The 23,737-nt window shown below is 62.6% G+C and carries 20 protein-coding genes; 10 read left to right on the top strand and 10 right to left on the bottom strand.

What is annotated here, in order from left to right:
* Positions 1 to 77: 77 nt before the first annotated feature.
* Complete coding sequence (locus tag GKIL_RS19680; protein ID WP_023175617.1) at positions 78 to 2,750, top strand: ABC transporter permease; 2,673 nt, start codon at positions 78 to 80, stop codon at positions 2,748 to 2,750.
* A 381-nt stretch (positions 2,751 to 3,131) separates the two neighbouring features.
* Complete coding sequence (locus GKIL_RS19685) at positions 3,132 to 3,947, top strand: acetoacetate decarboxylase family protein (RefSeq protein ID WP_023175618.1); 816 nt, start codon at positions 3,132 to 3,134, stop codon at positions 3,945 to 3,947.
* Between the two features lie 2 nt (positions 3,948 to 3,949).
* Here the strand turns inward: GKIL_RS19685 and GKIL_RS19690 are convergent, their stop codons facing one another.
* A complete protein-coding gene (locus tag GKIL_RS19690; RefSeq protein WP_023175619.1) occupies positions 3,950 to 4,291 on the bottom strand; it encodes a rhodanese-like domain-containing protein in 342 nt (113 codons plus the stop codon).
* A gap of 203 nt (positions 4,292 to 4,494) precedes the next feature.
* Between GKIL_RS19690 and GKIL_RS19695 the strand changes: the two genes are divergently transcribed.
* Together GKIL_RS19695 and GKIL_RS19700 are read left to right on the top strand one after the other, a co-directional pair.
* Positions 4,495 to 5,706, top strand: a complete 1,212-nt coding sequence (locus tag GKIL_RS19695) for a DUF4912 domain-containing protein (protein ID WP_023175620.1) — start codon at positions 4,495 to 4,497, stop codon at positions 5,704 to 5,706.
* Positions 5,707 to 5,775: 69 nt separating this feature from the next.
* The gene (locus GKIL_RS19700) at positions 5,776 to 7,365 is read left to right on the top strand and encodes a glycoside hydrolase family 57 protein (protein ID WP_023175621.1); all 1,590 of its coding nucleotides are present in this window, start codon (positions 5,776 to 5,778) and stop codon (positions 7,363 to 7,365) included.
* A 163-nt stretch (positions 7,366 to 7,528) separates the two neighbouring features.
* Here GKIL_RS19700 and GKIL_RS19705 read toward each other — a convergent pair whose 3' ends face one another.
* On the bottom strand, positions 7,529 to 7,789 hold the full coding sequence (locus GKIL_RS19705) for a hypothetical protein (RefSeq protein WP_023175622.1): 261 nt from the start codon (positions 7,787 to 7,789) through the stop codon (positions 7,529 to 7,531).
* 234 nt (positions 7,790 to 8,023) lie between these two features.
* Here GKIL_RS19705 and GKIL_RS19710 point away from each other — a divergent pair, with 234 nt between their 5' ends.
* The 4 genes from GKIL_RS19710 to GKIL_RS19725 all read left to right on the top strand — a co-directional run bounded on the left by GKIL_RS19710 (position 8,024) and on the right by GKIL_RS19725 (position 15,820).
* Positions 8,024 to 10,300, top strand: coding sequence for a molybdopterin-dependent oxidoreductase (locus GKIL_RS19710; RefSeq protein WP_023175623.1), 2,277 nt, complete (start codon positions 8,024 to 8,026; stop codon positions 10,298 to 10,300).
* A 64-nt stretch (positions 10,301 to 10,364) separates the two neighbouring features.
* The gene (locus tag GKIL_RS19715; protein ID WP_023175624.1) at positions 10,365 to 12,578 is read left to right on the top strand and encodes a DUF3160 domain-containing protein; all 2,214 of its coding nucleotides are present in this window, start codon (positions 10,365 to 10,367) and stop codon (positions 12,576 to 12,578) included.
* A 141-nt stretch (positions 12,579 to 12,719) separates the two neighbouring features.
* Positions 12,720 to 14,954, top strand: coding sequence for a S8 family serine peptidase (locus GKIL_RS19720; RefSeq protein WP_023175625.1), 2,235 nt, complete (start codon positions 12,720 to 12,722; stop codon positions 14,952 to 14,954).
* Between the two features lie 152 nt (positions 14,955 to 15,106).
* The gene (locus GKIL_RS19725) at positions 15,107 to 15,820 is read left to right on the top strand and encodes a hypothetical protein (RefSeq protein WP_023175626.1); all 714 of its coding nucleotides are present in this window, start codon (positions 15,107 to 15,109) and stop codon (positions 15,818 to 15,820) included.
* A gap of 35 nt (positions 15,821 to 15,855) precedes the next feature.
* Here the strand turns inward: GKIL_RS19725 and GKIL_RS19730 are convergent, their stop codons facing one another.
* Positions 15,856 to 16,713, bottom strand: coding sequence for an SDR family oxidoreductase (locus GKIL_RS19730; protein ID WP_023175627.1), 858 nt, complete (start codon positions 16,711 to 16,713; stop codon positions 15,856 to 15,858).
* Between the two features lie 166 nt (positions 16,714 to 16,879).
* Between GKIL_RS19730 and GKIL_RS19735 the strand changes: the two genes are divergently transcribed.
* Complete coding sequence (locus GKIL_RS19735) at positions 16,880 to 17,527, top strand: TetR/AcrR family transcriptional regulator (protein WP_023175628.1); 648 nt, start codon at positions 16,880 to 16,882, stop codon at positions 17,525 to 17,527.
* A 19-nt stretch (positions 17,528 to 17,546) separates the two neighbouring features.
* Here the strand turns inward: GKIL_RS19735 and GKIL_RS19740 are convergent, their stop codons facing one another.
* Positions 17,547 to 18,440 (bottom strand): PRC-barrel domain-containing protein, encoded by an 894-nt coding sequence (locus GKIL_RS19740; protein ID WP_023175629.1) that lies wholly within the window; start codon positions 18,438 to 18,440, stop codon positions 17,547 to 17,549.
* A 181-nt stretch (positions 18,441 to 18,621) separates the two neighbouring features.
* Positions 18,622 to 19,911 carry a nickel pincer cofactor biosynthesis protein LarC gene (gene larC, locus GKIL_RS19745; RefSeq protein WP_023175630.1) on the bottom strand — a complete coding sequence of 430 codons (1,290 nt, stop codon included), beginning with the start codon at positions 19,909 to 19,911 and terminating at the stop codon, positions 18,622 to 18,624.
* 201 nt (positions 19,912 to 20,112) lie between these two features.
* Between larC and GKIL_RS19750 the strand changes: the two genes are divergently transcribed.
* Complete coding sequence (locus GKIL_RS19750; protein ID WP_023175631.1) at positions 20,113 to 20,502, top strand: hypothetical protein; 390 nt, start codon at positions 20,113 to 20,115, stop codon at positions 20,500 to 20,502.
* Here the strand turns inward: GKIL_RS19750 and GKIL_RS19755 are convergent.
* The 5 genes from GKIL_RS19755 to GKIL_RS19775 all read right to left on the bottom strand — a co-directional run bounded on the left by GKIL_RS19755 (position 20,499) and on the right by GKIL_RS19775 (position 23,661).
* Positions 20,499 to 21,029, bottom strand: a complete 531-nt coding sequence (locus GKIL_RS19755; RefSeq protein ID WP_023175632.1) for a TIGR04376 family protein — start codon at positions 21,027 to 21,029, stop codon at positions 20,499 to 20,501. The genes GKIL_RS19750 and GKIL_RS19755 overlap by 4 nt on opposite strands.
* Positions 21,030 to 21,035: 6 nt before the next feature.
* Positions 21,036 to 21,623 (bottom strand): hypothetical protein, encoded by a 588-nt coding sequence (locus tag GKIL_RS19760; RefSeq protein WP_187293845.1) that lies wholly within the window; start codon positions 21,621 to 21,623, stop codon positions 21,036 to 21,038.
* Between the two features lie 187 nt (positions 21,624 to 21,810).
* Positions 21,811 to 22,101: a hypothetical protein gene (locus tag GKIL_RS19765; protein WP_023175634.1), complete on the bottom strand. Its 291-nt coding sequence runs from the start codon at positions 22,099 to 22,101 to the stop codon at positions 21,811 to 21,813.
* 90 nt (positions 22,102 to 22,191) lie between these two features.
* Entirely contained in the window at positions 22,192 to 22,518 is a 327-nt protein-coding gene (locus GKIL_RS19770; RefSeq protein WP_023175635.1) for a hypothetical protein, read from the bottom strand.
* A gap of 153 nt (positions 22,519 to 22,671) precedes the next feature.
* A complete protein-coding gene (locus GKIL_RS19775) occupies positions 22,672 to 23,661 on the bottom strand; it encodes a DUF1517 domain-containing protein (protein ID WP_023175636.1) in 990 nt (329 codons plus the stop codon).
* Between the last annotated feature and the right edge of the window lie 76 nt (positions 23,662 to 23,737).

Here is a 23,737-nt window from a genome sequence, read left to right on the forward strand (position 1 = left end):
ACGCACCCATCCTAAGCTGTCGATACTCGACATGTCGTTTCTCGACATAGTGAAGATAACGGGACGGGGTAGCTTCTGTGGCCTGCGAAGTCGAATCGGATGCTTCTGCTGCACTGCCGCTGGCGGAGCGCTGCTACGGGCTGTTGCTTCTGGCTTATCCGGCAGAATTCCGCGCCGAGTACGCCTCTGAGATGCTCCAGCTTTTTGCGGACGAGCGGCGCGACGAGGGGCGGCGGCGGGGGATGGTGGGGATGGTGCAGCTATGGCTGCGCACGATCGCCAATGTGGCGGTCACGGCCACAGCCGAGCACTGGGACGGCCTGCGCCGCGATTTAAGCTATGGCCTGCAGATGCTTCTGGCCCGCCCTGCTTTTGCGGTGGTGGCGATCGCGGTCCTGGCGGTGGGTATCGGTGCGAGCACCGCTTTTTTTAGCGTCATCGACGCTGTGCTGTTGCGGCCTCTGCCCTTCCCAGGGGCCGATCGGCTGGTGATCGTCGAGCAGCAGAGCCGGGGCAATGGGGGCGGCGTCTCCTATCCGAACTTTCTCGATTGGCGGGCACGCAACCATGTCTTCTCAAGTATGGCGGTGTTCAATTCGGGCTATTTTGCGCTGCGCACCGCCGGGCCGCCGGAGCGGGTGGCAGGAGCGGTGGTCTCGGCGGACCTTTTCTCGCTTTTGGGCGTGCGAGCCCAACGGGGGCGGACTTTTTTACCTGTGGAGGACCGCCTCGGAGGCGGCCCGGTGGGCCGGGCGGTGATCTTGAGCGATAGCCTCTGGCAGCGCCGCTTCGGGGGCAGCGCGAATGTCATCGGGCGCGCCCTGTCCATCGATGGCCTGCTTTATACGGTGATTGGCGTCATGGGCCCGCAGTTTCATTTTCCGCTGGCGAACGAACCGGCCCAGCTGTGGGTGAGCGTGGCGGCGGATGCGGAGCCGACGCTCTACGGCGGCACCATCCCAATTAGCCGGGGCTACCCGCACTACAGGGCGGCGATTGCCCGGCTCAAGAACACCGCCGGCCTCGAAGTCGCTCGCGCCGAACTGGATCTGATCGCCCGCAACCTGGCAAGCACCTACCCGGCCTACGACGCCGAGACGGGCGTGCGCGTCACCCCGGCGCTGCAGTGGCTTACCGGTACGGTCCGCTCACCTCTACTGGTGTTGTTTCTGGCGGTCGGTTGTCTGTTGCTCATCGCCTGCACCAACGTCGCCAACTTGCTGCTCGCCCGCGCCAGCAGCCGGGGCCGGGAGATCGCCCTGCGCGCTGCCCTTGGGGCCACCCGTGGGCGGATCGCCCGGCAACTGCTCACCGAGAGTCTGCTCTTGGCCATCCTCGGCGGGGTCGGCGGCATCGGCTTTGCCTGGATCGCCGTCGAGGGGCTGGCGGGGCTTTTGCCTGCGGGCCTGCCCCGCGCCGGAGAGATCGGCCTCGATGGCCGGGTACTGAGCTTTGCACTGCTGCTCTCGCTTATCACCGGTATCGGCTTTGGCCTTGCGCCGACGGCCAGTTTGCTTAGAACCGAACTGGCCGGGGTGCTCAAGCAGGCCGCTCCCAGCCTGAGCGGCGGCGGCAACAGCCTGCGCCGGGGGCTGGTCGTTGCCGAAGTAGCCCTGGCGATGGTGCTGCTGGTCGGGGCGGGCCTGCTGTTGGCAAGCTTCGTCCAACTGCTGCAGGTCGCCCCCGGTTTTCGAGCCCAGGGGGTGTTGAGCCTGAATATTGCTCTGCCGGAGAGCACCTACCCGCAGCGCTCGGTTCGGGTTGTCCACTTCTACGACCAGTTGCTCGGGCGCATTCGCACCCTGCCGGGGGTGCAGCGGGCGACGATCGCCCAGTCGGTGCCCCTGAGCGGAGCGGACAACGGCACCAACGTCGAACTGGAGGGCCGTCCCACGGTCACAGGCAACCGGCTCACCACCGCCCTGCGCTTCGTGGGCCTCGATTATTTCCAGACACTGGGTATCCCCATTCAGCGGGGGCGGGATTTTCTGCCCCTCGACGACGCCACCGCTCCCGAGCGCGCCATCGTCAACGCTGCTTTTGTCCGGCGCTACTTTGCAAGTAGCGATCCGATAGGCAGGCGCATCCGCCTCGGTTTTGGCGGCAAAGACTACAAGCAGATCATCGCCGTCGTCGGCGACGTGCATCACACCAGCCTCGGCGAGGCCGTCGAGCCGGAGGTGTACGTCCCCCAGGCCCAGTACCCGATGAACGAGATGAACGTGCTGGTGCTGGCCACCGGCGATCCGCAGCGGCTCACAAGAGCGATCCAGGCGATCGTGCGCGAGATGGACGACGCTTTGCCGGTCTATGGCAGCCGCAGCCTCGAAGAGTTGATTGCAAGCTCGCTTGCCACTCCCCGCTTCTGGAGCGTGCTTTTGGGGCTGTTTGCCGCCGCTGCCCTGCTGCTTTCTGCGGCTGGTATCTACGGCGTCACCGAGTACGCCGTCGCCCAGCGCACCCGAGAGATTGGCCTTCGCCTCGCCCTCGGAGCGACACCGACAAGCGTGCTGCGGCTGGTAATCTTCCAGGGCATGGCGGCGGTGCTGGTGGGCGTCGGGGTGGGTGCCCTGCTCGCCTTCGTTTTTGCGCACTTTCTCAGTAGCCAGCTTTTTGGGATCAGCGCCACCGACCCGCTTATCTATCTCATTGCCGCCACTATCTTGACGGGCGTCGCACTTGTAGCCTGCTACTTGCCTGCCCGGCGCGCCACCCGCGTCGATCCGATGGTGGCTTTGCGCTGCGAGTAGCCGTTGCCCGCTGGTCTCTTCAACGGTGTGCTGAACGAGTGCAGGGGACTGACCCTTGGTAATGGGTCTCAAGCCCCGCCCTTCTAGGACGGCGAGGAGGTCAAAAACTCATGTTTGGTCGAGCTGGAGAGTTCCGCTGCCAGGTACGCTTCTAACGAAATCGGCTGTGAATGAGCAGTCATGTCTATATCTTTGAGCGCTCCTCCTCCAGGATCTTGCATCAACTACCCATGGGTGGGCAACAAGCCTGGTTCGTCTTTGCCCCCTGCGCGCCCTAGCACCGCAGATGAGATCCTCTGCAGGCTGCTGGCGCACCGGAAACAGCACCTCCCGCAGCGGATCCATTAGGCTGTTGAGAAGGAACAGCAAGGGAAAAACGAGATGGATCAGTTGTTTTCGGGGCTGCGCAGCCTTTCGTTGCCGGAGATTGCCGTACCGGGAACTGGCATCCCCTTCGATGCCAGCCTGGATATTGCCCCCGACGATCCGGAGCTGGTGGCACCGCCCTGGCAGCTGGGCGGACAGGCAGTCCTTGAGCTGGCCCAGTTCCCAGTTGAGGCGGTACAGCCTTTTGTGCCCGCCGGGCTCGATATCCTGCAGACCTGGCCCGGCTACACCCTGGGAACAACCGCCTTTATCGCCTACGACCGCTCGCCCGTCGGCAGCTACGACGAGCTGGTCATTGCCCCGGCCCTGGTGCGCAGCCGCGACGTGCTCAGCCAGTGGGTGGCGGTTATCGAAGTCGATTCGGATACCTCGCGCCGCAATGGCCGCTACCAGTGGGGGCTTCCCAAGCAGTTGCGCAGCTTTGATTACCGCTGGCAGCCGGGAAGAGCCGATTTTACAATTGCGCCCGCCGCAGGCGAGGTGCCGCTACTGCAGGCCAGTTGCCTCGAAGCCATTCCCCTGCGCGAGCTTGATCTGCCCGACTGGCTCGCCCCGGTGCGCACTGCCCTTCAGGATCTGAGCGTGCCGCTCCAGCTGACCAATCTGACCCAACTCACCTACAAAAACGCCGGCTTCGTGCGCACTGCGGCTCGCTTCGAAGGGAGCGCAACGGCGGTGCGCTTCGATCAGCTCACGACCGAAGCGGCTCCCGACAGCCCCTACCACCTGCTCAAGTTGCGCAGACCGCTCGTTGGCTTACGATTCGAGCGCTTCAGCCTGGAGTTGGGCACCCCGTCGCCAGTTCTTTAAGTTCAAAAATACTGGGGCACGCTTTGATCGACGTACAGTGCGTAGGCGTGGATGCCGCCCTGGACGTTCTTGACGTTATTAAAACCGCGCCGCAACAGGTACGAGCACATGTCCGCCGAGCGCATTCCGTGGTGGCAGAGCACGATCGTCTCTTTGGCCGGATCGAGAATCGCGTCGAGCCTGGGTGACCACTCCTGATACTGGCTGAGGGGGAGGTTGATAAACCGCTCAAGCTTCGATTGTTCCAGCTCATCCGGCTCGCGTACATCGATGAACTGGATCTCGCTGGTGGAGGCTGCCAGCTTCCGCTTCAGTTCGGCAACCGAAATTTCCTGATAGGTCATGCCCTGGAGATTAGCTCAACTTCTCTATCCTAGGTCAGCCGCAAAGCGCCCTGCGATCCCCGCCGGGATCAAAGACTTGATCTAAGTACAAATGCCTGGCACTATGGAACCAGTCCGCGTGATCCCGGATGGGATCAGCGGTTTGCCAGTCTATCCGGAGCCTGCACAGCAGGTAACGGCTTCGTGCAGTCAGGGAGTGTTCTATGTCCCCTAACGAGCAGTGGTCCCTCGAGGAGCTGACTCTCCGGCAATTGCGGGGAGTGGCTCAGCAGTACAAGATTTCTCGCTACAGCCGAATGACCAAGACGGAACTGATCGAGGCCATTCAAGAAGCCCAGGTGCAGCAACAGACAGGAAGACGTACTCGTGGTTTGGAGGCCCAGGTGGAAGTGGAAGACAGCAAGTTTCGCGTTGGTACCGCTGAAGAAGTTGATCTCAACGACATCGACGCCGATCTAGGTGACCTGCCCGATGGATACGGCGAAAGCCGGATTGTGATTTTGCCTCGCGATCCGCAGTGGGCCTACGTTTACTGGGATGTACCGAACGAGCATCGCGAGGAGTTGCGTCGCCAGGGCGGCCAGCAGCTGTCGCTGCGGCTGTACGACGTCACCGACCTCAGCTTCAACGGCTACAACAGCCACAGTGTTCAAGAATTTCCGATCGACGAATTGGCCCGCGAGTGGTACCTGCCCATTTCGATCAGCGACCGCGACTTTGTCGTCGATATCGGCTACCGCGCCGCCGACAGCCGCTGGCTGGTCCTGGCCCGCTCCGCCTCGGTGCGCATTCCGCCCGCCTACCCCTCCGACTGGATCGACGATCGCTTCATTACGATTCCCTTCGACATGGACCTGCGCGGCAAGACCGTCTACACCCTGGTTCCTCCCTACGCCAGCCCGGCGCTGCAGGGTGGCGGCATCGGTCGCCCCTACGGTCTTACGCCCCACGAGGCGCTCTTCGAGTACGCGGGCGGCTTAGAAGCGGCAGCGGCCGGTTCGCTTTTTGGTTCCCACCAGCAGTTGCCTGAACTTTCTATCAGTTCCTATGCCGTTCCTTCGGGCATCGGCTTTGCGGCCTTCTCCGGAGCCCTCTTCTCCGGAGCGCTCTTCTCCGGTGCTTCGGTACCGCCTGGCCGCGCCCGTGGCTTCTGGCTGGTGGCCGACGCCGAGCTGATTATCTACGGTGCCACCGAGCCCGATGCCACCGTCACCATCGGCGGCCAGCAGATTGACCTGGCTCCCGACGGCACCTTCCGCTTCCAGTACGCCTTCCCCGACGGACTGCAGAACTTCCCGATCGAGGCGGTGGCAGCGGACGGCGAACAGCGCCGGGCGATCACGATGCGCTTTTTGCGCCAGACACCTCTGCGCAACACCAACACCAAGGCTGAGATCAAGCTCGAAGCCTACTAGTCACCGGGGCGGGCCATCGAGTCCGCCCTTATTTTCGTCGTTACCCACCGATATTCTGGAACTGCCGCCATGCCCCAAGGTTATCTGGCCCTCGTTTTGCACGCCCATCTGCCCTTTGTCCGCCACCCCGGAAGCGACTTTGTACTCGAGGAAGAGTGGCTCTACGAGGCGATCACCGAGACGTACATTCCGCTTTTGAACATGTTCGAGGGCCTCAGAGCCGACGGCATCGACTTTAAGATGACGATGTCGATGACGCCGCCTCTGGTGTCGATGCTGAGCGATCCGTACCTGCAGGACAAGTTCGAGCTGCACCTGAGCCAACTGGAGGAACTGGTCCAGAAAGAGTTGGAGCGCACCAAGAACCACGGCCACCTCAACTATCTGGCCCACCACTACGAGCAATTTTTTGCCACCGCCCGCACCACCTGGGAGCGCTACGACGGCGACCTGGTCAAAGCTTTCAGACAGTTTCAAGACAGCAACAACCTCGACATCCTCACCTGCGGTGCGACCCACGGCTATCTGCCTTTGATGCAGATGTATCCCCAGGCGGTCTGGGCGCAGCTCAAAGCAGCCTTCGATCACTACTGCGAGAGCTTTGGGCGCGAACCGAAGGGCATCTGGCTACCGGAGTGCGCCTACTACGCAGGGCTGGAGCGGATGCTGGCGGATGTCGGGCTGCGCTACTTTATCACCGACGCCCACGGCCTGCTGTACGCCAAGCCCCGCCCCCGCTACGGCGCGTATGCGCCTATCTTTACCACCACCGGCGTCGCCGCCTTTGGCCGCGACTACGAATCGTCCCAGCAGGTCTGGAGTTCGGAGGTGGGCTACCCCGGCGATCCGGTCTACCGCGAATTTTACAAGGACCTGGGCTACGAGTCGGACTACGAGTACATCAAGCCCTACATCCAGCCCAACGGCACCCGCAAGAACGTCGGCATCAAGTACCACAAGATCACCTCAAGAAACGGCGATCTGGGGGGCAAAGACCTCTACGATCCCTACTGGGCGCGGGAGAAGGCGGCAGAGCACGCCGGGAACTTCATGTTCAACCGCTCCAAGCAGATCGAGTACCTGCACGGAGTGATGGGCCGACCGCCCATCGTCGTCTCCCCCTACGACGCGGAGCTGTTTGGCCACTGGTGGTACGAGGGTCCACAGTTTCTCGACTACCTCATCCGCAAGTCCCACTACGACCAGGGCACCTACCAGATGACCCATCTGGCAGATTATCTGACGGCCAACCCCACCCAGCAGGTCTGCCATCCAGCCCAGTCGAGCTGGGGAGCGAAGGGCTTTCACGAGTTCTGGCTCAACGACACCAACGCCTGGATCTATCCGCACCTGCACAAGGCCACCGAGCGGATGATCGAACTGGCCCGGCGCGAACCGGCGGACGAATTGGAGTGGCGGGTGCTCAACCAGGCCGCCCGCGAGGTGCTGCTGGCGCAATCTTCTGACTGGGCATTCATCATGCGCACGGGCACGATGGTCCCCTACGCCGTGCGCCGCACCCGCTCTCACCTGCTGCGCTTCAACCGCCTCTTTGAAGCGATCCACCAGGGCAAGATCGACTCTGAGTGGCTGCAGAAAGTCGAGACGGTCGATAACATCTTCCCAAATCTCAACTACCGCATGTACCGGCCTCTTTGAGTTTTTGCTCCTGATCTCCATTACGGCGCGGTAACCCCGCGCCTTTTTTGCCCTCTCCCCTGGTCGCCACATCGAGATTGAGGAATAGCCTCCCTCAAGTTAGCGCCACAGGCGACCAACAGCTTGCCAATCGGCTGACTTCGGACGGTGCCGGCTCAATTTTCTAGCGGTGGGCGGGATGGCAGGGTTTTAACTTGACCGAGGGTGTCCCGGCGTGGGGGGTGGCGTCGGAGTGCTCCTCGCTGGCACGCGGACCGCTGTGATCGTTGTTGGGATTCACCTTTGGATTATCGACGCACTCTTCTTTGGCGGCGATCTTCTGGCGAGCCGGATCGGTCTTTGACTTTTCTTTGGCAGGAGCTGCGACAGCGCAGGCTGCAATCAGCAGGCCACACAGACAGACCTTCGCGAGTCCATTTTTCATAAGCGTCTCCACACCTCACACCCGCGCCGCACGGGCGGTACAGGCCGGGCATGGCCTCCTTGGTAGTTGGGATAAAGCGCCAGCGGTGACACACTCACTCAGCTTCAACATTGCGCGCCTGGATGAGAAAAAGATGAACACCGGATGAGATGGCTCTCATGGATTCTGCAAAAACCGTCCCGGCCCCGTCCCTGCCGCCCGTGGTAAGTTGGGGGAGTCTTTTGCAGCTTCCCGATGCGACGACGCGAAGTGCTCTGGCTCGCCGGTCTGGGACTGGGAGCCAACAGCCTCCCGGCAAGAAGCCAGCTCCTTAAAGGTGCAGCCAATCAGACAGCTCCAGGCGGCGAGCGGTTACTCAGTCCCCTCTACCGCGCCGCTGGGACAAAGAACTTTACTCCGATCGCCTGGAACAAAGCCTGGATGCTTGCAGGGGAGCAGATGAGCGCTGTGCGGGCGGCGAGCTGGTCACCTGCTTTGCGGCGCGTCGAGCGGCTGGGCTTTTATCTTGATTCGGGGCTGACCAACGAAGAAGCTTACGCCTGGGCAAAGCTCGCCCGCCTCACAGGAGGAAGGCTGGAACGGCGCGGCGAGAAGGCGGCCCTGGCGGTGGCCCGCGCCCTCGATACCAGTTTTGGCGTACCGGCAGCCACCAATCACTGGCTGGAATTGCCGGGGAGCAAGGCGATCTTGATCGTGGGCAGTCCCCACAACGGCAGTCATCCCGCCTACAAGAGCGTCCAGGCTGCTATCCAGGCAGGAGCAAAAGTCTGGCAGTTGAGCGAGGGGGGGACGACACCGGGGGTGGCGGGTAACAGCCTGGTCCTCTCACCCGGCAGCACCCTCGCCGTCTTGGGTGGCCTCATCCGCTACATCGTCGTCGAGAAGCGGGCGGACCTGGGCTTTCTCGACATTCATACCAACGCTGCCTTTCAGTTGCAGCCAGAATTTGACTTCAAAGGCGGTCTTTTTTCGGGGTTCGATCCAAAGACGCGGCGCTACGACCCCGACACCTGGGGCTACCAGTACCTCGAAGGCGGCAAACCGGCCCGCGCCGAACAGTTGAGCGACAGAGGCACCGTCTACGACCGGCTCGCCAGTTTTTATGCCCCCTACACTCCGGCCCTCGTCGCCCGCATCGCCGGGGTGAGCGAAGGGTTGCTGGTGCGCTGCTGGCGGGAGTGGACGGCTCCTGAGCAACGCCCGGCGAGCGTCGTCTACAGCCTCGATGAGGCAGTAGCCCCCGAGCTTGTCGAACAGCAGGTGCGGGCAGCGGCGATCGTGAGCCTGCTCACCGCCCAGGTCGGGCGGCCCGGCGGCGGGATTGTGCTGGTGGCACCGGGGCGCAACTTTCAAGGCAGCGCCGATGTCGGTGCCCTGGGCGGCATGTTGAGCGGCTGGTGCGGCGCTCCGCCGCTGCCGAACGAGGATCTGGTGGGCTGGGTGCAGCGCTGGGGCCTGCGGGGCGAGCGGCGCTTGATTCCGCTTTTGCGCAGCTGGTACGACACCAACCAGCCGGACTTTGGCTTTTCGCTGTTGGGCACTGCTGCACAAGCAGATTTGCCCCTGCGCGACAGCCGCCTCGACGTGCTCGTCTGTGTCGGCTCCGACCCGCTGCGCTCAGAAGACTGGCCCCTCGAAGCGCTCAAATTGCTCGTCGTCCTCGACAGCGACGCTACGAACCGCACCGCCCGCTTCTGGCAGTCTCGTCCGGCGGCGGGTACGGCGGTGCTATTTTTGCCCCTTGCCCACCCGAGCGAGCGGGAGGGAACAATCACCGACACGGGCCGCCGCATTCAAGCGGTCAAGACGAGCGGTCCACCGCAGGGCAAAAGCCAGACCGGCCTCGCCCTTGCCACTGCCCTGTGGAACCAGCTTTCTAACCGGCTCGCCACCAGCAGCGAACCCCGTGACCGCGCCCTGCGCTTTGGGCGCTGGTGGAGCGATCCGACGCCTGCTGCCGTCTTTGCCGAGCTGGCCAATCCCGATCTGCGCACCCTCGAACAGGTGGACGAGGCGGCCCAACCGCAGCAGTTTCGCACGGCAACGGCGATCTACGCTGGGGCCAGCTACGAGGCGCTGCAGGGACGGCAGCCTTTTGAAGATAGCGGTGGACTGGGGCTCTATCCCGGCTACGGCTATCTCTGGCCCGGCAACGTACACGTGATCGCCAACCGGGCAAGCGCCGATCTGGAGGGCAAAAGCCGGATCGAGCCGCCCTTTATGCAGTGGGACGGCAGGCAGTGGACCGGCCCCGACACCCCGGATATTCCGAACGCCGACAAACCCGCCGCCCCGGCAGCGACGCGCTCTTTTCGCGGTACTCCGGAAGGGGTGGCGCGGCTATTTGCCGCCAGTTACGCCCTCGGGCTCAACCTCGACACGGGCATCGCCTTTTTGAACGCGCCCACCCCCGCCCTTGGTCCGCTGCCCCTCTACTACGTGCCGCGCGGCAGCCGCCGCTCCAACCCGCTCTATCCGACCCAGCCGGAAGCGCCGAGCGCCTTTAGCTGAGCACCGGTTTGTGCTTGCCCGATGTGGTATCACTGAGCCGGTCTGGATTCTGAGAATCACCGCCATGCTCCGAACGCCGTTCGTCCTCCTGCTATCTGCAATTGCCGCGCTCGCCCTGGGCGGTTGCGGCCAGAATAACAGCCCGCCGCCCCTCACCGACCCCGACACCACCGCTGCCCAGAATGTCCCCCTGAACACCGATCCGGCCTTCGGTCGCTACGAGGAGGTGACACAGCAGGTAACGGCAAAAGTGCCGCCCTACACCGTCGCCACCGATCTCAAGAATCTCACCAACTATCCCGGTCCTGCGGAGGCGTCGGACTTTGATCTCCTGCCCAAAGCAAAGTACCTGCTCGCCAAAAATGGCTTCGTCGTGCAGCCGGGCTTTGAGCGCGAATTTTTTAGCCTCTACGAGCGCAACCGCTACGACTACCTTCCCAACTTCGTCACCACCGACTCGCTGTTGCACAACTACCACCTCGTCTTCGACTACCTGCTCAAAAAGCTCGAACAGCAACAGCTCGCTCCTGCCCTCGCAAGCCTCAACAAGGCGATGCTCGAAGCGGCCCACGAGCAGTACGAAACTGTCAAAGGCAGTGGCTGGGAAAACGCCGCCCGCCGCAACCTCGCCTTTTTTGCCGTCGCCGCCCGACTTATAGATCCCGAGGCGACCGTACCGGAGGCGGCAAGCGAACCGGTACAGCAGGAGTTGCAGCTCATCGCCGCCCAGCAGGGGATCGCCGAGTCGCCGGTTGCCAATCTGGGTAATGGCGGGGCAGAAAAATTGCGCGAGGACTATTCGCAGTACACCCCGCGCGGCCACTACGAGAGCCAGCTGCTGTTGCGCCGGTATTTTCAGACAATGCTCTGGTACGGGCGCTTCAGCTTTCGCCTCGCCGAAGCGGACGAGGTGCGATCGGCGGCCCTCATCACCGTTGCTCTCGCCCAAAAACCGGCGGACTGGCAAAAAATCTACCGGACCACCAGCTTCTTCGTGGGCCGCAGCGACGATGTGGGCTACTTTCAGTTGCGACCGGTGCTCGAAAAAGTCTACGGCTCCGAACTCAGCCTCTCGGCTCTCACGAGCGACGAGGGCCGCTTCAACGCCCTGCTCTCCCTCATCAAGACCCTCGCACCGCCCCAGATCAATTCGATTCCTGTCTTCTCTAAAGACCGCGAGCAGGCAAGCCGGAATTTTCGGTTCATGGGCCAGCGGGCCACCCTCGATGGGGCGATCTTCCAGCGGCTCGTCGAGCGCGAGGTGCCGGGGCGACTGCTGCCGAAAGCCCTCGATATTCCCGCTGCGATGGGCTCGCCCGAAGCGCTCGCCATCCTCACCGCCGCCGGTGAGACGCGCTACGACAACTACACCGCCAACCTCGACAAGCTCAAAAGCTATATTTCTGGCCTGCCCGTCGCCACCTGGACGCAGAACCTTTCTTCGAGCTGGCTGTATGCGCTGCAGCCGCTGCTTGCCATTCAAGGCAACGGCTATCCGAGCTTTATGCGCAATCCGGCCTGGCAGCGCAAGGATCTCAACACCTTCCTCGCAAGCTGGACCGAGCTGAAGCACGACACGATCTCGTATGCCAGGCAGGGGATGGCCGGGAGGGGCGATGCCGGCTCCGAAGCGCGGGACGACCGGGGCTACGTCGAGCCGAACCCGGCCCTCTACAGCCGCCTGGCGGCCCTGGTGGGGCTTACCGAGAGTGGCCTTGACGCCCAGGAACTATTGAGTGCGCCCCACAAACAGATGCTCGAACGCCTCAGCAAGCTCGTGCTCTCCCTCCAGACGATCGCCCAGAAGGAACTGGCCAACACTCCCCTCACCAGGGCGGAGTACGAACTGATCCGCTCCTACGGCAGCCAGCTTGAGCACTTCTGGCTCGATGTCAACAGCGAGCAGATGAACGGGCTGGACCAGGAAAATTATCTCGAACAAAACCCGGCGGCCCTCGTGGCGGATGGGGCCACCGACCCGAACGGCAGCGTCCTGCAGGAGGCGACCGGCAGCATCTACGAGATCTTCGTGGCGGTGCCGGTAGACGGCAAACTGCGCCTGGCCAAAGGGGGCGTCTTCTCGCAGTACGAATTTACCCGGCCCCTGGGCCGCCGCCTCACCGACAGCGCCTGGCGGCAGCAGGTAAAAGACGGCGGAACCCCGCCCCTGGCGCAGTGGCTGGGAGCTTACCTGGTCATCCCCGAAAAGCCCGCCGCAACATCGGCCACCGGCAGCCCGGTCTCGGTGCCGAGCGGGGCCGCTTCGCAGCCCCAGTGATCGGCTCGGCGGCGGTCACGTCGGTGGGCCGCTTGCGCAGATCGGGGGGCTTCGTAGCTGCTGATACCGATCCAGGATCGGCAAACAGGCAAGATACCCAGCGGTCACCTGCAGTTCAGCATCATCTACGGAGCCTTTCACATGAACCATTCTTTGAGACATCTGTTGCTCGCTGCGGCTTTGACCCTATCGGCAGCCACGTTCTATCCGGCCCAGGCCCAGACGGCCCTGCCCAAAAATCTGGCCGCAGCCCTGCAGCGGATCGTCGAACTGCACAGCCGCGATCCGCAGGCGGCCTACGCGGCGCTCAAAAATATCGAGGGCCTGCCGGTGTTTTTGCGCGACCGCGAGGGGCAGCGGCCCCTGGTCCATATCAACCTGGGCGGCAAAGCCAATCTCGAAAGTGTAGTGGCGAGCCTCAAGGCGCAGGGCCTGACCATCCAGGCGACGACCAATCTGGGCGGTGGGGTAATCGAAGCGTACCTGCCCCTGGAGCGGGCGGTCGAAGTGGCTCGCCTGCCGGGGGTGCGCAGCGTCACCCCGGTCTATCGGCCTGCCAGAAGCGTCGGTGCAGTAACCAGTCAGGCGGTCGTTGCCCAGAAGGTGCTGCCGGTGCAGCAGACGGGCATCGCCGGTCAGGGGATCAAGATCGCGGCGCTTTCTGACAGCTACGCCTCCTCGACCCAGCCTCCGACGGCGGCGGACGACGTGGCGAGTGGAGATTTGCCTGCCAATCTGACCGTCCTCGAAGATCTGCCCCCCAACTCCGGCTCTGACGAGGGGCGGGCGATGCTGCAACTTATCTACGACATCGCCCCCAGATCTACCCTCGGCTTTGCCACCGCCTTTAACGGTGAAGTCGATTTTGCCAACAACATCATCGCCCTGCGCGAACAGTTCGGCGCAGACGTGATCACAGACGATGTGATCTACTTCGACGAGCCGTTCTTCTCCGACGGTATCCTCGCCCAGGCAGTCGATCAGGTCAGCTCCGCCGGCGCAGCTTACTTTTCCTCGGCGGGCAACAATGGCCGCCAGGGCTATCTGTCCCAGTACCGGCCAGTGACAGCCCAGGCCGCTCTCAAGCTGGTCCAATCCGGCAGCCAGAATCTGAAGCTGCAGGGGGTGATCGCCCAGGGTCTGGCACTGAGCTTTCACGACTTCGATCCGGGACCGGGAGTAGATATCAGCCAGACCATCACCGTCGATGCCAGTGCACCTATCTCCTTTCAGTGGGACGAGCCATTTAACCTGGGCAAGGTGCAGACCGACTACAACCTGCTCGTCTTCAACGCCAGTGGCCAGTACGTGGGCCAGCTCAGCGGCACCGACGACAACGTGGCGACCGACCAGCCTCTTGAGATTACCCAGTTGCCCACCGGCACCTATCAACTGGTAATTGCCAAGGCGAACACCGGCCCGGCTCAGCAGATCAAGTACATCGCGATCAACACGGCAGTCAGCGGCGAGTACCTGGGCGGTCCCACCACCGCCGGCCACTCGGTGGCAAAGGGCGGTCAGTCGGTAGGGGCCGTCTACTGGGGCACCCTGCTGCCGGAGGACTTTACTTCCCAGGGGCCGTCCCAGATTCTCTTTGACACCAGCGGCAACCCGCTACCGGCTCCGGACGTGCGTCAGGTGCCGCAACTGTCGGCCATCGACGGGGCGAGTACCACCTTCTTTGCCGGTGGACCGGGGGCGAACGGTTTTCCGAGCTTCTTCGGTACCAGCGCCGCCGCACCGAACGCTGCCGCTGTGGCCGCGCTCGTTCTGCAGGGGGCAGGCGGTCCCGGCAGTCTTACCCCGGCCCAGGTCTACGAGGCGCTCCAATCGAGTGCCCAGGATATTCCCTTCGACCTCGATCCCAACTTTGCCCAGGCGAAGCTCTTCCCGGTGCTGCTCACCGCCCAGGGCGACAGCTCCAGCGATCCCAACTTCTTTACTGTCGCCCTCTCCAGCGCGGCGACGGGCCAGACCCTCAACCAGCTCACGATCAGCCTCAAGGACACCGGCCTGGTCTTCGATCCTTCGACGAGTTCCGGCTTTCCCTTTACCCTGGGGATCTTGAGGGGGGTGAGTGCGGGCGATGTGACCGCTTCGCTTTCGAGCGATCTGAGCACCCTGACCCTTAGCTTCGCTCCCGGCAGCTTCGGCCCCGGTGCCTCGGCAGGCTTCGGCATCGACCGCGACTACGCCGCCACCTTCAGCAGCGGCAACAGCGCCGATCTGCTGCAAAAAGCCCGCGTCAGCGCGATCGTCAACAACAAAACCCTGCGGGGGCAATTCCTCAACACCTATGGCGCACCGGGCTACGACACGATCAGCGGCTACGGCCTGGTTGACGCCAATGCCGCCGTAAAGGCGGTCAAACCTTAAGAGGCGTTCCCGAATCACAAGCAGGTGGCCCTTACTGTCTACCAGGGGAGGGCCACTTCCTGCTGCTGAATTGGGAGGTATAACCGTTCTTCCCGCCGCTCAGGCTATGCTCGATCCTGAGCTGTCAACCCGGCCCAGGGGAGGTCTGGACGATGCAAGAAGGAACCGACCAGCCTTCTCGATCCCACGAAAAGTTCAGCCTCGAAAAGCTCAATCAGGCTGTGCAGATCGTCGCCATCGTCGCGGGCGGAGCCTGGGGAATCTACACTTTTGTCTACCGGGCCAATATCGCCCCCAATCTTGCTCCCCCGACACTTTCGGTCACCAATGTGCTGACAAAAGTGGGCCACAAAGGCAACTGGGTCGCCATTCGCTCGACGGTGAGCCGCAGCAACGTCGGCCACACTGGCGTGCGCGTCCTAGCCCTTACCTACAACGCCATCGGCGTCAAAACCCGCTTCGGCAAAAAAACGGCTACCGGGACAAATTTTGCCAGAATTGCTCCGGGTGCCACAGTAGTCAGTGCGGCCCGCTACTACGACAACCCGGTCAGCGACGAGGTGATCCTCCACGAGGGCGTTCTTTTTGAAGGGGCCACCTCCAAACCGAGTGAGCCATCGACCCTGAATCCAGGCGAGCGCGTCACCCGCGACCTTATCTTCTACGTGGACCGCAGCAAATTCGATTCGATCCGCTTTCTGGTGAACTTTTACTACATCAGGCTCAGTGAGCAGCCCCTGCCCCTCGCCCTCAAACTCGACGGACGAAATCTGCTCATGGCTGAACCTGACCAGACCTGTCTGGCAAGTGGCCGGTGCCGGGAAGCGACCATTACCGACTTTGCCACCGAATTTTCGCTGTGGTAGGTCGCCCTGGTGGGGCGGATCGGCTCTACCGGCGATCAGCGGAACGCCTGGCTATAGTCGCGGGCGAAGGTGGCAAAACTGCGCGGCGGGCGGCCCGTCGCCTCCTGCACCCCGGACGCGACCGCAGCCGCCTCTCCCCGCCGGTAGTGGGCGTAATCTTCCACCAGCCCTTCCGCCTGCCATGGGCCCATGCCACCTGCCAGCACCGCCTCGCGCATCGCCTCGGGCGGTACGTCCACAAAGGTGACGGGCCGTCCTGTCGCCCCGGAGAGAATGGCGGCGGCCTCGGTGTGGGTGAGCGCCTCAGGCCCGGTAAGGTCGTAGATCTTGCCTTCGTGGCCGGGCTGTGTCAGTGCCGCTGCTGCCACCTCGGCGATGTCGCGCACATCGACGATACTCACCTTTGCCTCGCCCGCCGGTGCGTAGAACTCGCCTTTTTGTACGATCGAATCGCGAAAGCCAAGCAGGCCCTGCATGAAGAGGTTGGGTCGCAAAAACGTGTAGGCAAGCCCGGCGCTCTTGATCGCCCGCTCGGCGATGGCGTGGTAGCGCAAAAAGCGCACCGGTGAATCTTCTGCCGCCGCGAACTGCGAGAGCTTGACGATGTGGGCGAGGCCGATTCGTCGGGCAGTCTCGATAAAAGCAAGTTGCTGGGCTTCTGAGCGCTCGGAGGACGGGGTGAGCAAAAATGCTCTTTCGACTCCCCCGAGAGCGGCTTCAACGCTGGCGGTGTCCTCAAAAGTGCCCACCGCCAGCTCGACGCCCGGCAGAGCAGCGAGCGACTTTGCGGCTGCTTGAGAGCGGACGAAGGCGCGCACGGTTACACCCCGAGCGGCGAGGAGCCTGACGAGTTCGCTGCCAACGACGCCCGTAGCACCGGTAATCAAAATCATCACAAGTACCTCAGCAAGGTTGATAAAGCCCAGGCCAGGCAAAATCTGGCCCCTGCGCCACTTCTAGAGGACACTGGGCGAAAAAAACGCAGCACCCCGACCGATTGGGTGCGGAAGTTACAGATCTAAGATTGCTGAACACTGTTTAGTGAACTATGTTCAGAATATGAGCAATCCGTCCCGCCGTCAAGGGCGCGGTGGTAGGCCACCCCGCGAGCCAGAACAAAAAGATGCAGTGCGAGCGCAGATTTTGCTGGCCGCCCGCCGGTTGATCGTCGAAGACGGTTTTCGGGCGCTGTCGATTCGCAAGCTCGCCTCTGAAATTCAGTACTCGCCGGCGGCCATCTACCTGTACTTTGAAAGCCGGGAGGCGATTGCCCGCGAGCTGTGCCTGCAGGGCTACCGCGAGCTGCTGCGTTGTCTGCATGTGGCCATCCAGGCAACTGCCGACCCCCAGGCCAACCTGCGGGCCTGCTTCGCCGCCTACGTCAATTTTGGTCTGAGCGAAGTTGAAACCTACCGGCTCATCTTTATCGACGAGCCGGAGTACCTGGCAGCCGCCTTCGCCAACTGGCCTGCAGACAATCCGGCGACCCAGGCGTATCGCCTGTTGCTGGATGTGGCGCAGGCAGTCCTCTGCGTCGATGGCGGCGAGCCGCCCCGATTGAGTGTGGTCGAATTTGCCGAGACCTGCTGGGCTGCCATGCACGGCATCGTCAGCTTGAAGCTCACCTGTCCCGCCTTTCCCACCACCCCCGTCGAGGTTCTGGGTCGGAGCACCGTTGAGCTGTTGCTTCGTGGCTTACGTTCGTAACGAGTGATCGAAAAATGGGCTACAGGGGCGGTTGCGGCTCGTGGGGCGGTGCAGGTGCGACCCTTGTCTCGCCGGGAGCCGGCAGCGCCTGCTGCTCAGGGACGATCGCCTCCGATGGGGGAACGGTCGCTTCCTCGGAGGGGTGGGGCGGGTTCAGCCGTTCTTGCGCTGATTCGACGAAGGTCTGGCCGCGCTCTTTGGCCTGATCGACCAGTCCTTTCGCCTGTTCACCGAGGGCGGCAGTGCGCTCTTTGAGCTGGTCCCCCAGAGATTGGCTGCGCTCTTTGGCCTGATCGACCAGCCCCCTTGCCTGCTCGCTCAAAGCAGCGGTGCGCTCTTTGATCTGCTCGCTTAGATTCTGGCCGCGCTCTTTGGCCTGGTCGAGGGCGCTGCCGAGGCGCTGACGGATGCCCTCGCTGTAGAGGGTGCTCGATTTAGCGGTCGCCTCAGGAACGATCACCCGCCTTTTGCCGGAGGTGGTGATCGCCGATGTTTCCAGCAGGTAGGTGCCGTCGGTGATACCGCTCCAACCGGCGGCGACGAAGAGGTAGTGGCTGATGATGCCGCTCTGGGCGTCGAAAAGAAAGTCGCTGATCTTGCCGATGTGGCTGCCGCCGTCGGTCCAGACCTCGTGGCCGACCAGGGACGATTCACCGGGTTTGGCCTCCTCGCTCGTCTCGCCCTCGACGCTCACCATGATCGCATCCGGCCCGATGCTTTGCAGCTGGCCAAGGGGCAGTGACTTTCTTTGACCGCTCAAAAAACCGGACTTGTAGACGATGCCGACAACTTTTTGCTCCTCGGGGGCAGTCCATAGATCGTCTACCCGACCGAGTTCCTCGGCGGTACGCAGATCGAGGATCAGCCGGTTGATCAGGTCACTGTACTTGAGGGTGCCTTCCTGACTGCTCACACGGTCCTCCCTTGGTTGCCAATAAGTTTTCAATCTGGACAGGGCTGACGGGAAGAGGTGCTGAACCACCATTCGCCCGACTTTCTATCTGTAGCAGAGATCGAGACAAGTGCGGATCATCCCCCGGTTAGAACAGCCCAAAAATAGAACAACTGGGCCGGGGTGGCCGTCTCCAGGGTGTTCAATTTTGTCTACCGGCCTCCAGGGACGCCCTGCCATACCAGGCCAATAGCGCCGCCTGCTGGATGTGCTTGAGGGGCTCGCCGGTGCGCTCGGCCAACTGACGGCAATCCTCGAACTCCGGCTGTACGTTCAGTACCTCGCCCGCCCGGCTGCCGATTTTGATCCGCACCGGCCCAAAGCGCGTCTCGACCTGCTCAAAAGAACGTTCGAGGACCGTGCGCATCTGAAAGTGCCGCCGCACACCGAGGGTGGTCGTCTCGCGCAGCAGCACCTCCTCGCAGTCGCCGAGCCGGGCGGGCGGGCAGAGGACGGTCATCAAAGTTCCGGGCCGTGACTTTTTCATCCCCGCTGGAACTGTGAAGACATCCAGCGCACCTGCCGCTAGCAGGCGATCGAAGAGGTAGCCGCTTATCTGGGGACTGAGATCATCGATCTGGGTTTCAAGGGAGGCGATCACTTCCTCGTGCGCCGGCGGGTGTGGATGGTCATGCTCGGCGTGTCGGTGTGACTGCTCGTGGCTGTGGGTCCGGTGGTGCGCGTGGGCGTCGATGAGCGTCGGTACCGCTTCTCCCAGCCACAACCTGAGGACATTCGGGATGGGCAGATCTCGACTGCCGGCTCCGAGGCCGACGCGGCTCACGGCCATCGTCGGTAGCTCACCGAAGCCTGTCGCGAGGGCACAGACGATCGCAGCTCCCGTAGGCGTGACCAGTTCTTGCTGGATGCGGTTGCTGAAGACGGGCACCCGGCGCGACTCCCAGAGTCTCACCACCGCCGGTACGGGGACGGGCAGCAGGCCGTGGGCTGCCCGCACCAGACCGCCGCCCACCGGCAAGGCCGAGCAGTAGATCGCTTCGACCCCCAGGTAGTCGAGCCCGAGACAGGTGCCCACCACGTCGATCAGCGCGTCCACCGCCCCCACTTCATGAAAATGCACCGCCTCGGGGGTGGTGCGGTGGACCGCCGCCTCCGCCTCGGCGAGGGCGACAAAAACGTTGACACTCCACTGGGCGGCGCGCGGTGGCAGGGCGGCCTCCTCGATGAGCTGCCGGATGGCAGGCAGGTGGCGGTGGATGTGGCCTGCCTGCTCGCTTATGTGGACGCGGGCCTTGGTGGCGGCGACGCCATTTTTGAGCACCGGCTCGAAGCTGAGCTGGTATTCGTCCGCCAGGGCCAGACGCGCCAGATGTTCCTGCAGGTATCCGGCGGGTACGCCGCCATCGACCAAGGCTCCCAGACACATGTCGCCTGCGATGCCCGCCGGGCAGTCAAAAAAGGCCAGTTTCATCGCCAGTGCTCCCACCCATCGATCGCCAGTCTAGTCCGCGCAGGTGCAATCGGCCCCGTGCCACCCAGGAAGGCAAAAATTGCTTGCTGCCAGTCATGGAGACCACTAGAATCAAGACGCTGATTGCCGTTTTCCCAATCGCTCGTACCGTCCAGATCTCTCTTTATGCCAGATTTTTATCGCCCTTGAGGAACACCTGTTATGGCCAACGGTCCTACCCGCCCGCGTCTGGTGCTGCCAAAACCACTGCTGACCCTTGGCATTCTCGTGCTGACGCTGATTGTCTATTTTTTGCTGCCGGTGGCCAACGACCTTGGCCGGGCCGCCCTGGCGCTGTTCGTCTCACTGGTAGTGATCTTGCTGGTGGGTTTTCTGGTGCCTGCTGTATACCGCCGGGTCGATCGCGGCAGTCTGCTGGTCCACACGAGCGCGTCGTTTTTCTTTGGGCTGGTGAGTGCCCTGTTTTTAACTCTGGGCAACGTCTTTCCCTGGATTTTCTGCTGGCTGGTGCTGTGTCTTTTCTGGACCTTCCTGCCCAACCCCAGCTTTCATCGCAGCCTCGAAGACAACTTTGGCGACCTGTTTAGCTAAGTGCGCCGCTTGAGCCGATCCAGTTCCTGCTCCAGTTCCCAATCTTGAAAGCGCTTCTCCAGATCGTCGTCGAAGCGGGAGGGGCGCGCCTTGCTGTAGGTAGATTCTTCTTTTTGCTGGGCGGCCATGTGGGTTTCTAGCTCGTGGCGCTTTTCGGCGATTCGAGCGAGGAGGCCCGCCTGCTGCTGCTGCTGTTCTTTGAGGACGCTCATCTGGCCCCACAGTTCGTTGCCCCGGCGCAAAAGTTCGTCTGTCCGCGCCTTTGCCGCCTGGGCCAGATCGTCTCTGTTGCCTGCCTTTGCCTGATCGATGCGGCCCTGCCACTTTTGCATGTCGCGGGCCACCCCCACGATCTCCTCTTGAATGCGGTTGATGTCGGCCTGCAGCTTCTGCAACTGCTGCTGGGCTTCTTCTTCTTGCTGGCGGACGTTTTCTAGCAGCACCAGCAGCTTGAGGCGTGGATTGCTATCGAGAAATTCCTCCAGGCGGCTTTCAAGAAACTGGCTGAAATCTTCCCAGACGCCCATAAGCCCTCAGTTACCGATGGTCAGAATGCGGTTTTCTTCCCCTCGCTTCAGAATAACGCGATCGGCGGCAAGCCCGACCACCGTCCAGCCGTCTGCCAGCACTGCGCCGACAGTTGCGCTCTGAAGTTGTCCGCCGGCGCGCAGGAAGGCGAGGGCCGGACGCTGGTTCTTTTCGATCACCCCAACCAGAGCCAGGGAAGTCTCCGGCTCACCTCCAGCCCCAGGGGCCAGAAGCGGCATTGGCGGCGGCGGCAACAGGCGGGGGGCGGTGGTCGGCCCTGAAAGCACTGGGATTGCAGGGACGGCGGCGGCGGATGCCAGAGCCTGCGGGGCGACGAACGGGTCTTTAGAATGCGGATGGGGAAGGCGATCGAGCCGGTGGGCCACCCGCTCAAGCTCGCGCTCGTACTCGCTTAGAACCTGCCTGGCAAGCAAAGCCAAACGGGAATCCACTTCAGCTGAGGTTATAGCTGGGGGCCGACTGCCCAGGCCCGATCCTGCCCAGAGCAAGACCAGCAGCAGTCCACCAGCACTGCCCAGCAAGGACCACCGCCCGCCGTAGCGGTACAGCAGCGAGGAAGATCGTAGCTGCACGATTGCACTGCTGAGAGAGAACAGCAGCCGGGGCAGGCAGGCTGTAGTGAGGCGCACTACCCGCCGCTCTATCTTCCGCCAGCCCGCTTCTGCCATCGCCCATTTACACCACGCGACGGCGATAGATTAACCCGCCTGACAGGGAGGCGACATCCACCACACAGCTGCCTGACGGCGGCAGTCGCTTTTAACCGTCGGTGTTACCCTCGCTGCGCTCCCGGTCATTGCGCAGCAGATAGTCGTTGATTGCCTCCTGCCGGCGATTGGAAGCGCGCAATTCCTCGACCGCCTCATCCAGTCGAGAGGTTATGGTCCGTAGCCCGGAGATAGCCTCGCCCATGCTGGTGATGAACCTTTCGTTGATGTCGAGCAGGCGATCGAGGTTGCGCGTGTTGCTCAAAGTCGCTGTCCGCAGCTCGGCAAGCAACCCACCGTGATGATCGAGGCGCTGCTCGGCGCGGTCCATCCGTTCTTCCATCGGGCCTTCTCCTGCAAAGCTTGTAACATTCTTCAACTCTTAACAGCCAGAAAGAGGGTTCATCTGGAGGCACAGGCGGGTCAGGAAGATCTATTTTGACGGTGCTGGATCAGCGTCATCTGGACCCGCAGCCTCGCTTGTAAAAGTCAGAGGGCTATTGAGGGAGGCTGGGGCAGGAATGGCAATCTTTTCGAGCAACTCGACTTTCCTTTCGAGGCTGGCGATTCTCTCGACCACCTCGGCAGGAATGGCCGGGGGAGCAGCGGGCCTGCGGGCAGGCGTCAGCTCAAAATACCGGATCAAGATATCTGCCACCGCCTGGGACATAGAAAGACCCTGCTCCTTTTCGTACTGCTTGAAGCGGTCAAAGACGTACTGCGGTACGTAGGCTGAAATCTTCGGATTGTTGGTCGGCATCTGGTAAACCACTCTCTAAACTACTACCAGTCTACCCAGGGGTGTACCACCAGCAAACCACCGACGCCATCCACCGCCAGGATACGCCTGCTCATCGCCTTTCAAGCGTTCTAAAAGCGCGCACAGTGTACCGCTGCCATTGACAAAAAGATTCTACAGCCGCACCAAATCGGTGTACTGGGTCAACAGCTCATCGGAGGTGAGGGTGTCGTTTTCGTCCGCCGGGGACCAGACCACCTCGACGGCGACGATCTGTTCGCTGGAGAGGCTGCCCAAAATGGTGAGAGCCTGACGCAGATCGTCGGAGCTGCGCACATTCAGCAGGCGCGGTGCCCCGTCCTCGGTCGCCACTAAGAGCGTCACGACGATGTATTCGGCCACCTCGTCAGGATTCTCGCCGTCAAATTTTTTCTGGACTAAGCCGGTGCTGCCGGTCTTGCTCACCACCTCGTCGGTGTACTTGGTGCGCTCGGCGAGGGCGAGGCGGTTGAACTGCGATTCAGCCTGCAATCGGGGCAGCTCCTGCGCGTCGCTCTTGGCGTAGACCCAGTACTCGGGGTTGCGCAGAAGGGCGAGGGTGACTTCCTGGTTGAGGCGGGTCAGTCCTTCGGGCGTACTGGTGTCAGATTGTTCGGCGAGGCGAATCAAGTCGCGCTGGAGCTGTTTGGCGGTGGCAAGGAGGGCCACCTGCAGCCGGAAGACATCGATCTTGCCCGAGTCGATGGGCTCACCGTCGTAGCCGCCGTAATCGCCCACTCCGGCAGCGTTGCGGCGGATGAAGCGCAAGAAAAACAATCCCGCCCCGACGACGATCACGATCACAAAGATGCTCGAAAGGCCGAAGCCGCCGCCGTAGCCATAACCGTAGCCGTAGCCGCCGCCGAAGGGAATGGGCACCGGCACCGGCACCACCGGTCCCGGACTGTAGTAGCCGCCGCCGTAACCGCCCCCTGGCGCGTAGCGCGGCGCGGGAGCATAGCTGCGCGGCGCAGAGCGGAAGGAGCCGCCGCCGATGCGTCCGCCCGAAGAACCGCGTGCCCAGGCAACGTCGCTGCTTTGAAAGCTGCCGGTGCCGCTGAGCAACAATCCGAGCGCCAGGCCACCGGCCAGAACGCCGCGCATCAAGGATGTGATCCGAGCCATCGAGTTCACCTCAAAAACAGGCGCTTCTTTCTTTACTATAAGAAGTCCGGGGAAATTGCTGTATACCCAACCAGAC

The sequence above is a fragment of the Gloeobacter kilaueensis JS1 genome, assembly GCF_000484535.1.
GTDB classification, from domain to species: domain Bacteria; phylum Cyanobacteriota; class Cyanobacteriia; order Gloeobacterales; family Gloeobacteraceae; genus Gloeobacter; species Gloeobacter kilaueensis.